14 protein-coding genes, 1 tRNA gene and 2 pseudogenes are annotated in these 18,194 nt (G+C 60.5%); 3 read left to right on the plus strand and 14 right to left on the minus strand.

What is annotated here, in order from left to right:
• The 5 genes and pseudogenes from CLG85_RS24800 to rutA all read right to left on the minus strand — a co-directional run.
• Positions 1 to 336: pseudogene (locus CLG85_RS24800) on the minus strand (hypothetical protein); the annotation flags it as partial.
• 101 nt (positions 337 to 437) lie between these two features.
• Complete coding sequence (gene rutD / locus CLG85_RS24805) at positions 438 to 1,208, minus strand: pyrimidine utilization protein D (protein ID WP_095881373.1); 771 nt, start codon at positions 1,206 to 1,208, stop codon at positions 438 to 440.
• The gene (rutC, locus tag CLG85_RS24810) at positions 1,208 to 1,591 is read right to left on the minus strand and encodes a pyrimidine utilization protein C (RefSeq protein WP_095881372.1); all 384 of its coding nucleotides are present in this window, start codon (positions 1,589 to 1,591) and stop codon (positions 1,208 to 1,210) included. The genes rutD and rutC overlap by 1 nt, the downstream gene beginning before the upstream one ends.
• The gene (locus tag CLG85_RS24815) at positions 1,584 to 2,279 is read right to left on the minus strand and encodes an isochorismatase family protein (protein WP_141244478.1); all 696 of its coding nucleotides are present in this window, start codon (positions 2,277 to 2,279) and stop codon (positions 1,584 to 1,586) included. Before CLG85_RS24815 ends, rutC begins: the two co-directional genes overlap by 8 nt.
• Positions 2,280 to 2,287: 8 nt before the next feature.
• Positions 2,288 to 3,373: a pyrimidine utilization protein A gene (rutA, locus tag CLG85_RS24820; RefSeq protein ID WP_095881370.1), complete on the minus strand. Its 1,086-nt coding sequence runs from the start codon at positions 3,371 to 3,373 to the stop codon at positions 2,288 to 2,290.
• A 544-nt stretch (positions 3,374 to 3,917) separates the two neighbouring features.
• On the opposite strand from rutA, the gene CLG85_RS24825 reads away from it, so the two are divergent.
• Positions 3,918 to 4,313, plus strand: coding sequence for a DUF6680 family protein (locus tag CLG85_RS24825; protein WP_095881369.1), 396 nt, complete (start codon positions 3,918 to 3,920; stop codon positions 4,311 to 4,313).
• Positions 4,314 to 4,839: 526 nt separating this feature from the next.
• Here the strand turns inward: CLG85_RS24825 and CLG85_RS24830 are convergent.
• Entirely contained in the window at positions 4,840 to 6,093 is a 1,254-nt protein-coding gene (locus CLG85_RS24830; protein WP_176476511.1) for an EVE domain-containing protein, read from the minus strand.
• Between the two features lie 37 nt (positions 6,094 to 6,130).
• On the minus strand, positions 6,131 to 6,766 hold the full coding sequence (locus CLG85_RS24835; RefSeq protein ID WP_095881367.1) for a recombinase family protein: 636 nt from the start codon (positions 6,764 to 6,766) through the stop codon (positions 6,131 to 6,133).
• A 1,172-nt stretch (positions 6,767 to 7,938) separates the two neighbouring features.
• On the opposite strand from CLG85_RS24835, the gene CLG85_RS24840 reads away from it, so the two are divergent.
• Positions 7,939 to 9,453: a hypothetical protein gene (locus CLG85_RS24840; protein ID WP_141244477.1), complete on the plus strand. Its 1,515-nt coding sequence runs from the start codon at positions 7,939 to 7,941 to the stop codon at positions 9,451 to 9,453.
• A gap of 128 nt (positions 9,454 to 9,581) precedes the next feature.
• Here CLG85_RS24840 and CLG85_RS24845 read toward each other — a convergent pair whose 3' ends face one another.
• The 6 genes from CLG85_RS24845 to CLG85_RS24870 all read right to left on the minus strand — a co-directional run bounded on the left by CLG85_RS24845 (position 9,582) and on the right by CLG85_RS24870 (position 15,560).
• Positions 9,582 to 11,069, minus strand: coding sequence for a DUF6538 domain-containing protein (locus CLG85_RS24845; protein ID WP_141244476.1), 1,488 nt, complete (start codon positions 11,067 to 11,069; stop codon positions 9,582 to 9,584).
• A 112-nt stretch (positions 11,070 to 11,181) separates the two neighbouring features.
• Positions 11,182 to 11,255 (minus strand) — tRNA-Cys (locus tag CLG85_RS24850).
• Positions 11,256 to 11,364: 109 nt separating this feature from the next.
• Positions 11,365 to 12,249, minus strand: coding sequence for a sulfotransferase (locus CLG85_RS24855; RefSeq protein ID WP_260350207.1), 885 nt, complete (start codon positions 12,247 to 12,249; stop codon positions 11,365 to 11,367).
• Position 12,250: 1 nt separating this feature from the next.
• Entirely contained in the window at positions 12,251 to 13,495 is a 1,245-nt protein-coding gene (locus tag CLG85_RS24860) for a glycosyltransferase family 4 protein (protein ID WP_224845531.1), read from the minus strand.
• Positions 13,492 to 14,685 carry a glycosyltransferase gene (locus tag CLG85_RS24865; RefSeq protein WP_095880409.1) on the minus strand — a complete coding sequence of 398 codons (1,194 nt, stop codon included), beginning with the start codon at positions 14,683 to 14,685 and terminating at the stop codon, positions 13,492 to 13,494. Before CLG85_RS24865 ends, CLG85_RS24860 begins: the two co-directional genes overlap by 4 nt.
• Positions 14,686 to 15,257: 572 nt before the next feature.
• Complete coding sequence (locus CLG85_RS24870) at positions 15,258 to 15,560, minus strand: hypothetical protein (RefSeq protein WP_260350208.1); 303 nt, start codon at positions 15,558 to 15,560, stop codon at positions 15,258 to 15,260.
• Between CLG85_RS24870 and CLG85_RS27940 the strand changes: the two are divergent.
• Positions 15,559 to 15,990 (plus strand): annotated as a pseudogene (locus tag CLG85_RS27940) (hypothetical protein); the annotation flags it as partial. The gene CLG85_RS24870 and the pseudogene CLG85_RS27940 sit on opposite strands and share 2 nt — an antisense overlap.
• Positions 15,991 to 18,006: 2,016 nt before the next feature.
• On the opposite strand, the gene CLG85_RS24880 reads toward CLG85_RS27940, so the two are convergent.
• A partial coding sequence (locus CLG85_RS24880) for a UDP binding domain-containing protein (protein ID WP_260350210.1) occupies positions 18,007 to 18,194 on the minus strand: 188 nt, incomplete at its 5' end.

The following is an 18,194-nucleotide window of genomic DNA, read 5'->3' on the forward strand; positions in this document are numbered from 1 at the left end:
CGCGCGCGGAGAGCTGCGGGGGTTGCCCGGCTGCGGCGGCAGGCCAAGAGCGTGCAGGCGGGCCACCTCGAACCGGCGATCAATGCGCAACGCAAGGGCGGCGGGCGCGCTCTCGGGCGCCTCGGGCAACAGGTTGCAGATCGGGCAATGGTGACCGTGGTGGGCGCCTTCGACCTCGCAGAGGTCAGCCAGCGTGCCGCCCATGGCGAGGTAGCTCCGCAGGTTGGCGGCCTCCGGCCCTTCGGGCGCCATGCGCGCCGCGAAGACGACACTTGCCAGCGCCACCGCGAGGACGGCGACGGCGAGGGTCAGGCGATGGGCGCGTGCGCGGATCATGGCCCAATCTGTAGCCGGGATCCGGGGCGCTTGGGAAGGGACGTCACGCCGCACCTGCGGCGCGTGTCGCGGGACGGGACCGCACCCCGCCCCGCCCGGCGTCAGGAGAGGACCGACAGGAAGGGCAGAACCACGGCCTCGAAATCTTCGCGCTTTGTCAGGTTCATCGCGTGGCCACCCTGGTCGAAGATCACCAGCCTGGCGCCGGGAAGGCGCGCCGCCAGCCGCTCGGACTGGGCCACGTCGACCAGCGCATCGTCCTTGCTGGCGATGAGCAGGATGCCAGAGCCATCGGCGATCTCCGGCAGGCGGAAGTCGCGCAGCGCCCGGATGCGGTGGGTGATGGTCTCGGCCCCCTGGAAATGCGCCACCGCATGCGCTTCCTCGGCGGCGATCTTCTCGGGGAAGGCGGCGATCCAGAACGGCGGGTAAAGGAAGTTCATCTGCAGCGCCGCAAAGGCCCGCAGCCCCTGCCCCGCCAGCGCCGCCAGCCGGATGTCGAAGCAGCGCGAGGTATGCGCGTCGATCTCGGGCCAGGCGTTGATCGCCACCACCCGCTCGACGCGGCGGTCCTCGCGCGCCGCCAGATCGAAGCCGACCAACCCACCGAGCGCATGGCCCATGAGGTCGAAACGATCGACCCCGGCGGCGTCGCAGACCTCGAGCAGGTCATCGGCCATGGCCTCGATGGAGGTCGGGCCGAGGTCGCAGGCATTCGCCCCGGTGCCGCGCTGGTCGTAGAGGATGAGGTCGCAGAGCGGCCGCAGCGCCTCGAGGTGCGGCGCCCAGTAGCCCTGCGCCCCGCCGAGGCCCGAGCAAAGGACAAGCGTGCGGGCGCCCTCGCGCCCGCAGCTCAGGTGGGTGAACTGCATCACTTGATGACCGCGACCGTGGCGATCTCGACCAGCGCGTCGGGCTTCACCAGGCCGCACTGGATGCAATAGCGCGCCGGCTTGTCGCCCGGGAAATAGGTCGCATAGACCTCGTTCACCGCGCCGTAGTTGGCCCAGTCGGTGACGAAGATATGGTTCATCACCACGTCGTCCATCGTGCCGCCGGCGGTCTCGATCACCGACTTGATGGTTTCCAGAACGTGCTTGGTCTGCGCCTTCGCATCGCCCACGTGCACGACGTTGTTTTCCTTGTCGAAGGGCAACGTGCCCGACACGTACACAACCCCGTCGGCCAGCACGCCCGGGAGGTAGGGTGCGAGCGGCTTGCCGGTGCCTTCGGGGATCACGGGAGTCTTAGGCATTCGAAAGTTCCTTTTCTTCCTTGGAGATGAGCGCGGCGCAGAAGTCGTCGGTCTTGGCGACCCAGCCGAAGAAGGTGGCGACGTTGTAGACCGAGGCCTGCTGGATGAAGTCCGGGCCGAGGTGGTTGGTGGCGTCCTCGAGCATCAGGCAGTGGTACTCGAGGTGGAAGGCATCGCGCAGCGAGCTTTCGACGCAGACGTTGGTGGCAATGCCGGTGAAGATCAGCGTCCGGATCCCGCGCGAGCGCAGCGCGCTGTCGAGGTAGGAGTTGAAAAAGCCCGAGTAGCGCGGCTTGGGGATCAGCAGATCGCCCTCCTGAGGCTGCAGCTCGTCGATGATCTCGTAGTCCCAGCCGCCCTTGGCCAGGAGCTGGCCCCAGAGCTCGGGGCGCTTCTTCATGGCCTTGATGGCGTTGGATTTCTTGACGTTGGGCGAGTCGGGCCCGCCGGCCTCGACATAGGCCGGGTCCCAGCCGTTCTGCAGGAAGGTGACCAGAACTCCGGCGTCGCGGCAGGCCTTGGTCACCTTCGAGATGTTCTCGATGCACGAACGCGCGCCCGACACGTCGAAGCCCGCGAGGTCGACGTAGCCACCTTTGGTGGCGTAGGCGTTCTGCATGTCCACCACGATCAGCGCGGTGGTCTCAGGGTCGAAGCCAAAGGCTTCGGGTTGTGCGGTGACGTCCATCTCGGTCCTCATGCGGGTTCGGCGACCTTCACCGCCTTGCGGCAGGCCATAAGCGGCTGGATCCTGGAGCCGAAATCCTCGACCCCCTGCACGAAATCGTCGAAGGTCAGCAGAACGCCGCCCATTCCGGGAACCTCTGCCACTTCGTCGAGCATCCGGGCGACAGTCTCGTAGGAGCCCACCAGCGTGCCCATGTTGATGTTCACCGCCGAGACCGGGTCCGACATCTGCCGCACGTTGGTGTCGGTGCCCGAGGTCGTGTCCGCCGCGCTCTGCAGGCCGAGCCAGGACAACGCCTCCTGATCGGCCCCCTCCTTGTAGAGCTCCCACTTGGCGCGGGCCTTTTCGTCACTCTCGTCGGCGATGATCATGAAAAGCGCATAGGTTGACACATCGCGCCCGGTCTTGGCGGTGGCCTCCTTCAGACGCTCGGCATTGGGCGCAAAGGCCTTGGGCGTGTTCACCCCCTTGCCGAAACAGAAGTTGTAGTCGGCATATTGGGCCGAGAAGGCCATCCCCGCATCCGACGAGCCGGCGCAGATCACCTTCATGTCGGCCTGCGGCTGCGGGCTGAGGCGGCAGTCCTCCATCTGGAAGAATTCGCCCTTGAGATCGCTCTTGCCGGTCTCCCAGAGGTCGCGGAGCACCTGCGCATACTCACCGAGGTACTTGTAGCGGGTGCCGAAGAACTTATCCCCCGGCCACATGCCCATTTGTGTGTACTCGGGCTTTTGCCAGCCGGTCACGAGGTTGACGCCGAAGCGGCCACCCGAGATGGAATCGATCGTCGCCGCCATGCGTGCCACGATCGCCGGCGGCATCACAAGCGAGGCAGCGGTGGCATAGAGCTTGATCTTGCTTGTGCAGGCGGCGAGCCCGGCCATCAGCGTGAAGCTTTCGAGGTTGTGGTCCCAGAACTCGGTCTTGCCGCCGAACCCGCGCAGCTTGATCATGGTGAGCACGAAATCCAGCCCGTGCCTTTCGGCGCTGAGGGTGATTTCCTTGTTGAGCTCGAAGCTCGGCTTGTACTGCGGCGCGGTCTCGGAGATGAGCCAGCCGTTGTTTCCGATGGGAAGGAAGACCCCGATTTCCATGAATGACCTCTTGTCTGAACTGGTGTCCGGCGGCGCGCGGGCCGTCTGAGGTCAGCAAAGCTTTTTTTTACCAAACGGTAAAATTGACTTCTGCGAATTTTCTGGGGTGAAGCACGCGGATGCTGAAGACCCGGGCGCTTTGCTCGGCGGGTGTCAGAAAATGCACAAAATATGTATCGGAGAGATCGGTTTCCGTGCTCAGAGGCCGAGCGGCAAAGGACGCCGAAAGTCACCCCGCCAGACATCACGCACCGTAAAGGTCCGGGCGAACGCAGGCGTGGTGATGCATGTCTTGGGGGTGTTTGGAGGCGAGTAGGGGAATGCCTGAAAGCAACCGAACATCAACCTAAACTATTGTTTTCATTTTCATTTTTAACACTCTCGGCGAAATGATAGTGTCATCCATAATGTCACTGACTGCGCCGCCTTTGCCTTTTTTCGCGGTTCGCACACTACGCTGGTTGTACTTCGCGTGCTTGACGACTTAAAAAAACGCTGAAAAGCGTGAACTTCACAGCACGCGTCTTGGGAATTAGGGGTACCGATGGACACTGTAACCATTATCTCGGGGCTGCTCTCTGGCTTCGTAGGCGGCATCGGAGCCATCGCGGCCAGCGTTTTTGCTTATTTGAAGACGGATAAATTGGAGAGGCGAGCCAAGAAGCGCGAGCTGACTTACCAGATATTCGGGAATCGCCACTGCCTATCGAACGGACCATCAGAATCGCAGAGCAAGCACTTGGTCGTTACCGGACTTAATCAAATTCCGATAGTTTTCTTTGATGATTCCGAGGTTGTTCAAGCGTACGACAACTTCGTCGCAAATAAGTCCGATGAAAACTTGAGAAAATTGTTCGAGGCCCTCCCCCGCGCCGCTGGAATGAAGGCCACGGTTCAACATAGACACGTTATGAACTTTATTAACTTGGGGCCTCAATAACCAGGTCGAGTTAACCGAGGTTAGTTCCGATATTATCCTCTAAGATACCAAGATCAATGGAGAAGCACACGGAAAGGTGTTGCGAAAAAACCACAGTTCATGAATGGTCGTTTGTGGCTCATAAATCGCAAACATCGCGCGGCTAAGAATCGATTATCCAAATGGTACGTAGTAACTATTGGGTTGTATCATGAAGAAAATTCTTGCCACCGCCATTCTGTCCTGCGCAATGGCATCTCCTTACGCAGTAAGCGCAGCACAAAATCCTGCATATTCCTCGTTTCAGCAAGACAAATATTCTCACGGTGGAGGTTGTCGCAAGGACTCCCCGCGTGGACAATGCTGCCACGCAGGAAGCAAGCCTTATCACTGCCACTAACTGAAACTGACCTCGCGGCACTTGGCTACGTCTTATGCCGCGAGGCTATCGAACAACCTCTCGAAAACTGTTCAGGTGGTCGTTACACAAAACCACTGCCAAACAGCCGCCGGTTCTAAGCAGTATAGAAGTCGCCCCATCTGTCCCTCAGATGAATGACCGCCACGGCTCACCAATTTCTGTAACACCTCGGCCCGCGGATACCTCATCTACAGCATCTCCAGAATTCTTGATGATCGCGAGCTGAATTTCAACGACATCCACCCCCATGAGAATTTCGCCGTTGCTCGGCAGCTGCTTTCCCGCGAATTGGTTAAGCGTTTTCTGCTCAGTCAATTCGGCTACCTTTACACTCGGGACTTCATGTGTGAACGCGAGATTCCAACTGAGGCCAGTTACCTCTGGCATGATCGTCCTGTTGTACGCAGATAGACGCGATTTGGGGGCATGCGAATAGCCAACCTTTAGAGCCTTTTTGTTGTTAAGCGCTAGGACATACACGAACCACCGTTCATGTTGTATAGGTATGACAGAGTACCCCTCAATACGCGGCGCGGGACCAGGCCGGTATTGGTAGTCTGATCCCGCACCCGACCCAGCTGCGTCAGCCTTTCCTTGCTCTTGTCTTCTTGACTCCCGCGAAGAACCGCCCCAAAGCCGTTGGTACTCACCCTCCAGAGCTTCCGTCCTAATTTCGTTTGCCTCTGGATCGAAGAACTCGGCCCAGACCTCTCGATCAACCTCTCCAGCACCGGAAAAGCCAGCTCTCTGGTCACGAGGATCAATATGCCTAAAGTTGAGGACTTTATTATAGAAGCCTTTCACCGTACGCCCGATAAGTGTGGCCGTTTCTGGAATCGGTTGCCCGGCTCGTAATGAAAGACTCCCCCCGTATGTATATTGATATACGTGAAGAGCCGCCAGACTCTGCGACCGGGACCAATTGACGCCTGTGTTTTCCCAAAGGCTGTCAATTCTGCCTAGGTGAGGCTCTTCCAAAAGATAATTCGATCCGCTCGCCATCTTGAGTATCAGTAAGTCGCTCAATATTGGATCGTCCAACATCCAAGCTCTTTGAAGCACCCCCTTTTTGTTTGCCACTTCGTCGATTCTGACGCTCACACGCGAGGTTTGAGCGGTCGCATTCTTGGGATCGCGCCAATACTTCCGACCCGCACTGTCGTCCTCTCTCACTTTTGGCCTGTCGAGCAAGACGCCCTTCGCGACAACACCCGCTACTGACTTACCTTTGCCCTGCGAACGCCAGAGGTAGAACCTATCACCGTCCTGCATCCGCTTCGCGTTTTGTTTCGCCGCAAAAAGGAATACACTTACGCCTTCGTTGAGCAATTTATCAACATCGAAGATGTCCGGGTTGCATTGAAATATCCAGGTAGCCACGACCGATCCAATCACGAAAGACTAATTTGGGCGGACATCAGCACGCCCACCGATCCACCGCAGCCATCGCAGCCGCCGGGTCTCCTTTGATTCTTATGACTGTCTGCCGACTCAATCCAGTAGCTCTAGAGATTGTTGACGCACCGCTTCCTTCGGAGAGCATGCGAAGCACCGCCTCGCAGGTTGCTCGGTCATAGCTGGGCTTCTTTCCTCTGTATTTGTTCTGGTCGCCCTTGGCGGCCTCAATACCGGCTCTCTGAGCCTCTTTCGTAGCTTCGGCCTGCGCCTGAGCCGTCGCAGCCATGAAGGCGATCAACGCATCCCTTACGGCCTGCAGCACGGGGTCTGTAGTGGACCCATCGAAAGTCATGTTGTTGATCACGGTTCGGATGATCACGCCCCGGCGCATAAATTCCCGGATCGTGTCGGTCACATCCTGATAATTCCGCCCCAACCGATCCACCCACCGCACGACGAGGGTATCCCCGGCCCGGAGACGGTCATACAGCCGTTTTCCGCCCGTTCTGTCGCATAGGCGCGTAGAAATGCCCGATACCCCATGATCGGCGATCACGTCGTCTACGGCGAAGCCTGCGGCCTCTGCGTGGGTCTTCTGATGTTCGAGCGTTTGGTCCGCGGTGCTAACGCGGGCATAGAGAATGGTTTGGGACATGCTGAAATATCCTGTACGATAGGGTAATGTACGTAGAATGCATGTCCGTTGATTGAAATCAACCCTTACGTACGCTGAGAGCGTCGCTATTAGCGATGTCCGTTGAGGTATACCCTAAAGAATAATAAGGAGCAATCTTCCGGAAGGAAGTCAGCTGCATGCGGTTGAACGCGTTCGAAGTGCGTTTCCGTATGCGATGGACCTTTTTTGAAGCTCATTCGCCGCACGTGCGTCAAAAATTTTTGCGAAAAACTTTGAGAAATTCCTTGTTGTCGTCCGCAGACAAAGTGCAGGATGAATTTAGGATGTCGTCTAGCGACATGCGAAAAAGGTGGGGAGAGGCTCCTAGCCCCCTCCCCGTTCACTGCGGTGAATTTTGGTGGAGCCGTGCCTTCCGTGGAAAGACTGGCACGGCCCACCGGCTCCTCTAGATCCGGCTCGCTTACAGCAGAGCGAGGATCAGGGCGGCAACGGAAGCGATAGCCCCCAGAACTTGCAGGCCCATGAAGAAGATACGCAACTTCATGTGACTATTCTCTGAGGCTGCGGCGCATACGTAAAGCGAAATGTTGTCGATAGCCGCGGAACAGCCACAATATTTTCGAGAACTAGGCCCCTAAACTAGCTTTACCGAATGTCTATCCATGGTGTAGAGGACTGGCCTTTCCATCCCACCGGTTCCGTTTTTGTTCGGTATTTACCTAGGTCCTTTGCTAGCTTCCAGAGCTACACCCAAAGCCGTTCATGAGAAGATTTGGTCAGGGCGAGTGCCACCCCGGGGGTATCCCGTTCCCGTACATGGCCACGACGACGGATAGGGCGTGGAGCGTATCAACCTATGCCTTGCAGTGAGCATCCTTCGGCAAGCCCGCCAGAGCCACAGAGCGACTCAAGAAGCCGCAGTGTCGGCTTTCGTTGCGGGGTTGAGCGGGCCGAAGCTTCGGTCGCGTCTACGGGGCTAAAATCGACCTCTACGGCGATGTGCGAAGACTACCCACATGATTATTCAACTAGCGACTCCCCGAGCTGGAAACCCGAGAACAACGTCAAAATGTACTCCGTTCAAATCCACTAAAAAATGGAACAATTAGTGTTATAAATCAATAGCTTGAACGAGAAGTGAATCTGTGTAATATAGGTGGGGCCTCCCCGCCTTCTAACGAGATTCAAACTTGCAGGACGACCCTTTCGAACTTGACGAACACCGAGTGGTCGAACTCGCCAAACGGGTCGGGTCTGATCCTTCCCAGCACGTCCGAATGCAGGATGTTCGATCTTCTTTTCCTTTACTCCCGAAAATTCAGGGAACAAAAGGCTATCGGACCAAACTCTCCCGTGCCGCCGAAACCCTGTACCGGATGATCCACACCAATGACCATGTGACTGCGAATTTCGGCAAGAAAGTCATTCTACGCGGAAAAGATCATGGCGTTCTTCCCACGCTGCCAAAACGGCCTAAGCCTGCCCATCTATTCGCTCTAGAAATGCTGCTGCATAGCTTGGCAAATCTCGCCTCTTGGCCCACGAAAATGGAAGGGGGGCAATTGCTGCGACGGGACTATGTCGCCATCCCCCTCGATCACAACCAATTCTCTAAGGACTCTTACAAACACCTCAGCGGAACGGCCTTTCGCCACATGGTTTACGCCCTGACGGTTTACACAGAAGAAGTTAATCCTCATCCGTGGCTCGAATATCGCTCCTCTCATTATAATCAGAAGACAGGTGAGAGGAAACAATCCCGAGTGCGTCCCGCTACCTCCTTTTGCAACTGGATGACCTCTCAGGGCCTGATCTTCGGCAATCACCCTTTCGCCCGCAGCGTGCGGAACAAGCTAGGCGAAGCACTGCTCCGCGTCTCGTTTGAAAACCCCACCACAGGCGAGATAATAGCCACACCGCTTAATCGCCCCCTTCAAGACGAGGAACTGGTCCTTCCCCTCATTAATGATGCCCTAGCCGGTCAGGCCCTCTCCCGGCCCCTCAACAGCTACAAAGAATTCACGGACAACTTCGATTTCGACCGCGGAACACCTAAAGCAATGCTGTGCGGGAGCAAACGTCTCTACCGTCAGTTCGCAGGAGCTGATGGGCGTGGGGGACGCCTCTACGGTCATTGGGTTCAGAATATTCCCGGCTGGCTACGTAGGGGACTGTTGATTAAGGGGAAGCCAGTTGCGGAACTCGATTTCAGGAACATGCAACTTGTTTTGCTCTATGGCCTTTCAAAGGTTCCAGTTCCTGATGTTGAAGACCTTTACGCCATGCCGGGCATGCCCCGAGATCGCGATGATATGAAAATGGTTCTGACACTCTCGGTTGGAAATCCTACCCGGGACGAAACCTTAGGCGCGATCCGCAAAAGGCTCCATGATGAAGGCCGCGCGGGACCGGATAAAGCCGAGCGTCTATACAATACCTTCTGGGCTTGCCACGAAGCAGTAAGCCCCCACCAAAAGCACGCCCGTGATGGCGTTTGGGCTGTGCTTCAAAACCTAGACAGCCGCATCGCTCTTCGAATCTTGGCGAAATTGCTCGACCAAGAAATCACCGCGATCCCGGTACACGACAGCTTCATCGTTGAGCGTCGCCACGCTGAGACAACCGAGAGAATGATGAAGGAAGTCTTCGCGGGGTACTGCCCCGGAACGTCTGTGCATGTGAACGTTACGTCTAAGGGTGCATAGTCTAGGCAACACACCACTTCGGGCGGTTTGTCACACCAGAACAATTTCTTTATTGATAGGGAGCTTTCCGAACCCCTGCCGTAGCCGACACTCTGGCCGCCGTCGAGCCGGGCATTCTCCCCGACCTCTTAACCCTCCATACACTCCTCGGAAATCCACGACAAATAGGGGTGGGCTGCCAAGTCTACGGCAGCCTTCATGACGGCAAGGCTGGGGCCATGGCCGTACGCAGCACCAACGGTGTGCTGATCATGACCCAAGATCGCATTGTGGACCTCCAGCGCAACGCCAGCATTCCGCATCTTGTCTTTGAAGCTGCCTCGCATGGAGTGATTTGTGTATCGACCAGCTACCTCGCCCGACACCTTGCCAAGATCTACTTTCTTCATCCAGAAACCACATTTTTCAGACGCGCGGGACTTACCGTCCGACTTGACCGGAAAATCGAAGAGGCGTTCACGCCCCGTCCGCTCCTTCAGAAGGCGTTTGATTAGCGGAATCAACGTCTCACAAACCGGAACCTGTCGCTGAGACTGCCGGTTCTTGACGTCAGCGTTCCGCAAGTCGAAGTAAAACAGGCCATCTTGCTCGCGTACCTGATGGGTCTTGCATAGCGCCACCTCATCAAGGCGCATCCCGCTGCAAACTAAGATCGCCCACAAGTCACGCACTTCACGCGGAAGCTTGGGGATCGAGAACAGCGCCACGAGCTGATCATCGCTCAGCGGCGTGTAGTGCTGACCCTTCTTTCCGATCCGACTAAGCTTCAAGTTCGAGAAAGGATTCTGCGAAAGTAGGCCATCCTGAACCGCCGCGTCGAGCATTGTTGAAACATCACTTACTCGCGTCTTGACCGTGGAGTTGCTACACCCCTGCTCGGCCAACCGCTTCGCAAAATCGTAGGCATCTTTGGCCTGCACGGCGATCAACTCATTGTCGCCCACCACGTCGATGAACTGCTGGATGTTCTTGATTCTAGCCTTGGCTGTCTTCGCCTTGAGGTCTTTGTTTGCAACGCGAACGTTGAGGGCCTGCTCGAAGCCTGGCAAATACCCGGACACCGTAGCCGAGGCCTCGCCAGACCCAAAACTACGATCAAGCTCACGCTCTGCGGCGCTGATCAGCCTCTGCGCTTCCTCTAAGTCAGGGATTTCTCCGTCAAATCGCTTCCACATCTTGACGAGCTGCCCAGAATCTTGCGGCGACAACGCAAAGCCCTGTAATTCCAAGAGAACCTTCTTGAACTCGGCAATCGCCTTCCGCGCTTGATACGCATCCTCGGGAGGATCGGGCATAGCCCGAGTCACCACATCGCCGATTTCTTGATCGTAGGGGAAGTCGTAGCCAGTATCGTAGAGGCGGAGCTTCCGAACCGCAGTTTGGTAAGCACTATCGACGGACCGCAAACTCTGAACATGCCTGACGCGCAAAATCCTCTCACGGAGCTGAGCTTCAAGCTCGAAGCGCCGCTTTTCAGCAATCGCCTTGTCGCTGGTACCCGTCGAGAGCCGAAGCTGCTTCTGCCCTCCGAAAGCCTGCCGCACTTCCTGAGGGATAGTCATCGAAACATAGTAGCGACCGCGCCTTTGGCTCAGCGTCGCAGAGGGCAGATCCAAGGTAGATTCTCCAGCCTTAATGTCAGTCGTAGTGTCAACCGTAATGTCAACGGTACGGCCAACGCCGCTCGCTTTGCTAGCAAAGCAAGGACATAAGAACCAGAAGAAAGGATGGAGGCGAGTAGGGGAATCGAACCCCTGTGCACGGATTTGCAATCCGCTGCGTCACCACTCCGCCAACTCGCCGGGGGTGTGGCACTCCTTAAGTTCCCGGCGAAGAGCCGTCAAGCAGATATCGGAGCTTCGGGGCGAGGACGACGCCAGGGCGCCGGCGAGACTGCGACCGCACCTCCGCTCAACCCATCGCCGTCGGGGCGAGGTAGCCGAAACGCTCGATAATCGCGGCGCAGTTCAACTGAATCATCCCCGCCATTTCCGGCGCGAGGCGGGCCGGTGCAGTTTTGCCGGCATCCTCTCGCAAGAGACCCTCGACCCTGCCCTGCACCCCGACCGCATCGGCAGGGGGATGTCCGGCCCCGCCCCGCTCCCGGTCGTTCAGCGACAGGCCGCGCGCAGCACGGGTGTCAAGACCGCAGAGGTCGAAGACCTCGTCCACGGCCCTGGCCAAATCGCTGACCATATCTTCGTGCCGCACCAGCTTCAGCGGCAGGCCGCGCTGCTCGAGGCGCAGCAAGGTCTCGCCGAAATAGCGGTAGAGGGCGAGGATCTCGGCGGGATCACCGCCACGGGCCAGCATGCTCTCGCAGATGTCGTAGGGATCGCGCACCAGACCGACGAAACGCGCGCCGGGGTAAATCCGGTCGAGCTCCGTGGCGAGGCCGATGTTGTAGTTCATCACCTTGACCAGCATACGCCCGCGCCCCGAGGGCAGGCCCGGCCCCATTCCCCGCGCCGCGAGCGCGCGCTTGTAACGGCGCACCTCGGGCAGGTTGCGGTCGGTGGCCCGGGCCAGTTCGCGGGCGATCCAGGCACGATCGCGCGGACGCAGCGGGCCGGGCGCCCGCTGCGGGTTGAGGATGTCGCCGCTGCGGAGCAGCGTGGGCAGGTAGCCCGAAAGTGCCTGCAGCGTCTCGGCGCGCGGCACCGGCGCCGGGCGGAGCACCTCATGCAGGGCGCCCTCGGGCCAGACCGTGTCGCGATGGGCGCGCAGCGCGTCGTGCAACTGGTCGCTGCCGCCGCGCTGCAGGCCAAGAAGAAAGATCGGAGCCGTATCGCTCATCTCAGCCCCTCCCCGCCGAGGCGGCCCGGGCACCGGCACCTAGCTCGACATATTGCGCCAGCAGCGAGGACGCGGTCTGGCGGATGTCGTAGCTCTCGGCCACGGTGCGCAGCGCGGCATCGCCGAGCCGGGCGCGCAGCTCGGCATCGCCGGCCAGCCGCTCCAGCGCGGTGGCCAGCGCCTGCCGGTCGTCGACCTCGAACAGCAGCCCGTTCTCGCCATCCCGCATGAAATCCATCGCGCCGCCGGTGCGCGCGGTGATGCAGGCAAGGCCCGAAGCACAGGCCTCGAGCAGGGCGTTGGACAAACCCTCTCGCGCCGAGGGCAGAACGAAGACATCCACCGCCCGCAGCAGGTTGGGCATGTCAGCGACATGGCCGAGCATCCGCACCCCCGGCTGCTCGAGCAGCGCGGCGGAGATCTCGTCGCCCTCTCCGAAGGTCGCCTCATAGCCCGAACCCGCGGCGCGGTTCGCCCCGGCGATGGCCAGCGTCGCCTGCGGGATGCGTGCGCGCACGTCCGACCAGGCCTCGAGAAGCAGCGGCAGGCGTTTCTGCGCGGCGAGCCGACCGGCAAAGAGAAACAGCGGTCCCGCGGGCAGTCCGAAACTCAGGCGTAGCTTGTCCTTCTCGACCGGGGTTCGGGCGGGGCAGAAGCGCGCGCCATCGACACCGTTGGGGATGAAGCGCAGCTTCTTTGCCGGCACGCCGAGCTCTGTCAGCTCGGCTTCGATCTCGCGGCTCACCATCGGGAAGCGGTCGACCGCCCGTGCCATATAGGCCAGCCGCTGGCGACCGAGCGGCTTGCGGACGATCGAGGTGGCCTCGCCGCCGCACATGGGCTTGGCCAGAAGCGGCGCGTTGGTCCAGCGCTTGCCGAGCGCCCCGGCCAGCGCGGGGGAGAAGAGCGAGTGGCAATGGATCACGTCGGGATTGAGCTCCCGCACCATGCGCGCGGCGCCGAGAATGAAGCCGACGCCCTTGACCGGCTTGCGCATGGCGATGCGCCGCACCTTGACGCCGTCGATGGTCTCGGCGGCGGCAAGGCCCGGGTAGCGGCGGGTAAGGATATAGACCTCGTGCCCCTGCCCGGTCATCAGTCCGGCAAGCTGCGCCACCTGCTTTTCCGCCCCGCCGACGATCGGGTGATAAGAGGAGATGATCATGCAGATGCGCAGCGGCTGAAGGGCCGCGGGCTCGGCCCTGCCGGTCGCCCGGCTCAGGGAGGATGTGCTGCCGGAGGTCATTGTCCGCCCTCCGATGCCACTTGCGCCGTGCCACCAAGCGGCACCGGTGCCCGGCCCGCGGTCAGCGTCGAAAGCAGCTCGACCCATTTGGCCACCATGGTCTCCTTGTCGAAGAGCGTCGCCGCGCGGTGCCGTCCCGCCGCGGCGTAGCGCGCGCGCAGGTCGGGATCGCGCAGAACGCTGTCCAGCGCATCGGCCAGCCCCCGCGTGTCGCCTGCCCCGACGAGGCGCCCGCTGACGCCATCCTCGAGCGCATCCGAACAGCCGTCCACGTCGGTCGAGATGCAGCAGCAGCCGCTGGCCATGGCCTCGAGCAGGGTGATTGGCAGCCCCTCCCAATGCGAGCTGAGCAAGTAGATGTCGAAGGCCTGCAGCGCCGCCACCGGATCGGACTGCCAGCCCAGCATCTTCACCCGATCCGAAAGCCCGGCCGCGGCCAGCGCCTGAACGACCTCTTGCTGCAGGCGTCCCTCGCCGGCCATGACGAATTGCACCTGCGGGTAGCGCAGCGCCAGATCGCGCAGGGACTCGATATAGTCGAGCGGCGCCTTCTGCGGCTCGATGCGGCCCATCCAGCCGACCACGGCCCGGTCCGGGTCGAGCCCGAGCGCGCGCCGCGCCGCGCCCCGGTCCATGGGCGGGCGGAAGCGGTCCACATCCACGCCGGTGCGGATCACGCTGACCCGCTCGGGCGGCATCAGCCGTGCCTTGAGCGTTTCTTGCCGCGCGTGCTCGGTCAGCGTCACGACGTGGCCGCCAAACCCGCGCGCGACGAAATCCAGCGCCCAATAGAAGGGTGCCTTGGCGCCCTGCACCCGGCGCTGAAAGGGCATCGACGCCTGCCGGTAGACAACGGGAATGCCGGTTATCCGCCCGGCGGCGCGGCCGATGAAGCCCGACTTGCTGCCGTGGCAGACGATCACATCCGCCTCCTGTGCGCGCGCCGAGGCGATGACACGGCGCAGCACCCGGGCGTCTCCACCCATGTCGATGCTGTAGCGCGCCATCTCCACCGGCTCAGCGCTGAGGCCGCGGCGTGCCAGATCGGCCGCATAGGCCTCGTTGTTCTCGGAAAGGCAAAGAGTGTGCGCTCGCACCCCGATCCGCCTCAGTTCAGTCAAAAGCAGCTTGTTGTAGAGGGCGATGCCCCCGGTCGACTTGGTCACGGCTAGCAGACTGATCTGTCGCATGGGTAATCCACATATTTAGAAACAATTGGTCGTGAATGTTCAAAATCGAGCTTCGCGGATCACCGCGACGGGGCGACGATTCGGCCGAAAATGACCATTGCCGCAGCGGCAGCATACGCTGCTCGCCCGGATTATGCCTCAGCGGGCTTACACCGAACAGCGCAAACTCGAGACCCGCCCATATTTTAGGCAAGAGGCTCTCGGCAAAAACCTGCCTTTCCCGCGGCGACACAAATCGTGTCCATTGTAGAAACATGACTTAACGTTAGCGTACAAATTGCGTTGAAACTTAACCGACTACGGCGCTTCTCGCCGCGCCTCTGCATTCCGCCGCGCCCCATTGTCGCCTTAATTCCAAATGATCCACCCCATTTGAACCGTCGCAGCACGACGCCCGGCGATCTTTCACCGACGCTGAGTCGGCGGAAACTCACCCAATACCCCAAGGTAAACTTTCAGACGGAATGCGTCCCGAGCGTTCCGCGAGTATCCGATAGGCACCGCAAAGGAACTACTCGCACACTACATAAAGAAACTAATCGGGACTAAGTCACATAATGTCGGACAATAATTCAGAGCTTCTCGCGTTTGAGGGAGCGCAGGGGTTTGGTGCAAGCGCAACTGGTGGCCGTGGTGGTGAAGTTGTTAAAGTTACAAATCTGAACGATTCCGGGGAAGGTTCGCTTCGCTGGGCTCTGGAAGATCTCGACGGGCCGCGCATTGTGGTTTTCGAAGTTGGCGGACAAATTGACCTGACCAGCCAGATTGAAATTAACGGTGACGTCACGGTGGCCGGGCAGACTGCGCCCGGGGGGGATCACGGTGACCGGCGCCCGTCTCCGCGTCGTGGAAAGCAACGTGATCATCCGCGGCATGACCGTGCGTCCGGGCGACGACCCCGACGGGCAGAACCCCGATGACCGCGACGGCATTTCGATCGGCAAGGCGGGCAATACCGTCGAGAACGTCATCCTCGACAGCAACTCGATCAGCTGGTCGATCGACGAGAACGTCGCGACCTGGGGCTCGCCGAGCAACATCACGATCTCGAACAACATCGTCGCCGAGGCGCTCAAGGAGTCGCTGCACCCGAAGGGTCAGCACAGCATGGGCATGCTGATCGGCGACCACAGCTCGAACGTCAGCATCATCGGCAACCTGCTGGTCAGCAACAAGTTCCGCAACGCGCTGATCAAGGATGACGCGAAGAACATCGAGTTCATCAACAACGTCATCTACAACTACGGCAACGAAGGCCTCGTCGCGGCGGGCGCCTCGACGGTGCATGTCATCGGCAACACCTTCATCAAGGGCGAGGACTCCAGCGGCCGCGAAGCCATCCGCTTCATCGGCAGCACCGGCGAGGCCGCGTACTACGTCTCCGACAACGTCGGCGAGATCGGCGGCGAGAACTCCTCGCAGATCGAGAAGAACTTCGTCTTCGACCCGGCCACGACCGAGGTTATGTCGGCGGCCGAAGCCCTCGATTGGATCCTCGCGAACGCCGGCGCGCGCGTCAACGGTGAGCTGAGCGACATCGACCAGCGCATCATCGACAGCGTGATCAACGAGACCAGCACGCTGATCGACTCGCCGGATGATGTCGGCGGTTACGGCAAGCACACGTCCGTCGACGCGCTGAAGGACAGCGACGGCGACGGCATTCCCGACCAATACGAAAAGATCATCGGCTCCAACTCCAGCGTCGCGGACGCCAACAAGGATGCGGACGGCGACGGCTACTCGAACATCGAGGATTACATCAACGGGCTGCTCGACGGCTTCGAGGACTCGGTCACCGATGGCGGCGACATTTCCGATGTCACCGACGGCTCGGACGAGACCACCATCGTGGATGGCGGCACCTCCACCGGCTCTTCCGTCGGCACCGTGATCACCGTCGAGGCGGAAGACCTCGTGCTCACCGACGGCTGGGCGACCAAGTCGCTGACCGGCTCCTCGGGTGGCAAGGTCATCCAGAACGAGAGCGGCTCGCTGCAGGATGCCTCGCTGGCCTTCGACGGCGATGCGGGCGTCTACAGCCTCACCGTCAACTACTACGACGAGAACGACGGCGTGAGCTCGCTGGCGGTCCTCGTCAACGGCGAAGAGGTTACGAGCTGGGATTGGGATGAGGAGCTGGGCAGCGCCCTGGCCAACAAGACCACCCTCACCTCCAAGGTCATCGAGGGCCTCGAGCTCAAGGAAGGTGACGTCGTCACGCTCCAGGGCCAGCACGATGGCAGCGAGCCGCTGCGCATCGACACGGTGAGCCTCGAGATGACCGCCGAGATCGAGGATTCGGTTGTCGATACCGATACCGACACCGGCACTGACGTCGGCACTGGCACCGGCAACATCGACGCGATCGGCACGGTGATCACCGTCGAGGCCGAAGACCTCGAACTCACCGACGGCTGGGTGGTCAAGTCGCTGTCCGGCTCTTCGGCTGGCAAGGTCATCCAGAACGAGAGCGGCTCGCTGCAGGATGCCTCGCTGGCCTTCGACGGCGATGCGGGCGTCTACAGCCTCACCGTCAACTACTACGACGAGAACGACGGCGTGAGCTCGCTGGCGGTCCTCGTCAACGGCGAAGAGGTTACGAGCTGGGATTGGGATGAGGAGCTGGGCAGCGCCCTGGCCAACAAGACCACCCTCACCTCCAAGGTCATCGAGGGTCTCGAGCTCAAGGAAGGTGACGTCGTCACGCTCCAGGGCCAGCACGATGGCCGCGAGCCGCTGCGCATCGACAACGTCAGCCTCGAGATGACCGACGTCATCGACGGATCCGGCGAACAGGCGGCCAGCAGCTCGGGCGAATGGCTGTGGATGGAAGCTGAAACCTTCCAGTTCGACTCGAGCGTCAAGAAGGGCTTCGGCGTTTCCGACATCGCTGCCGCTTCCGGTGGCCAGGTGCTGAGCGCGCTTGGCAATGCCGAGGCATCGGCGACCTTCGACGGGGCGACCGGCACCTACGACATCGGCGTCGACTATTTCGACGAAACCGATGGCGTGTCCTACCTCGAGGTTCGCGTCAACGGCGAGGTCGTCGACTCCTGGCACTGGGATGCCGACCTGGGCGACCGCCTGGCGAACAAGAACACACTCACCCGCCACGTCATCTCGGATGTCGAGATCGAGGCCGGCGACGAGATCGTGCTCGCGGGTTACGGCGACGGTGGCAGCGAGCCGCTGCGCATCGACGCGCTCGAGTTCATGCCGAGCGACAGCATTCTGAGCTGAGCCTCGGCGCTCTGATCGGAAGACCCTTGGTCGGGCGGCGCAGGACATGCGCCGCCCGATCCGCATTTCACGCCAGCTTCAGGCGGCGGCGGGATCGCCCCGACCGACGCTCTCGTAGTCGCTGAAGCCCGCGGCCAGAGCATCCTCGTAGGTGTAGATATTGCGCAGGTCGGCCATCCGGGGCGTCGCCATCCCCTTGGCCAGCGCCTGCAGATCGAGCGCGCGGAATTCGTTCCACTCGGTGAGGATGACCAGCAGGTCGGCGC

Origin of the sequence: Alloyangia mangrovi (genome assembly GCF_002300555.2) — a bacterium.
GTDB lineage: Bacteria > Pseudomonadota > Alphaproteobacteria > Rhodobacterales > Rhodobacteraceae > Salipiger > Salipiger mangrovi.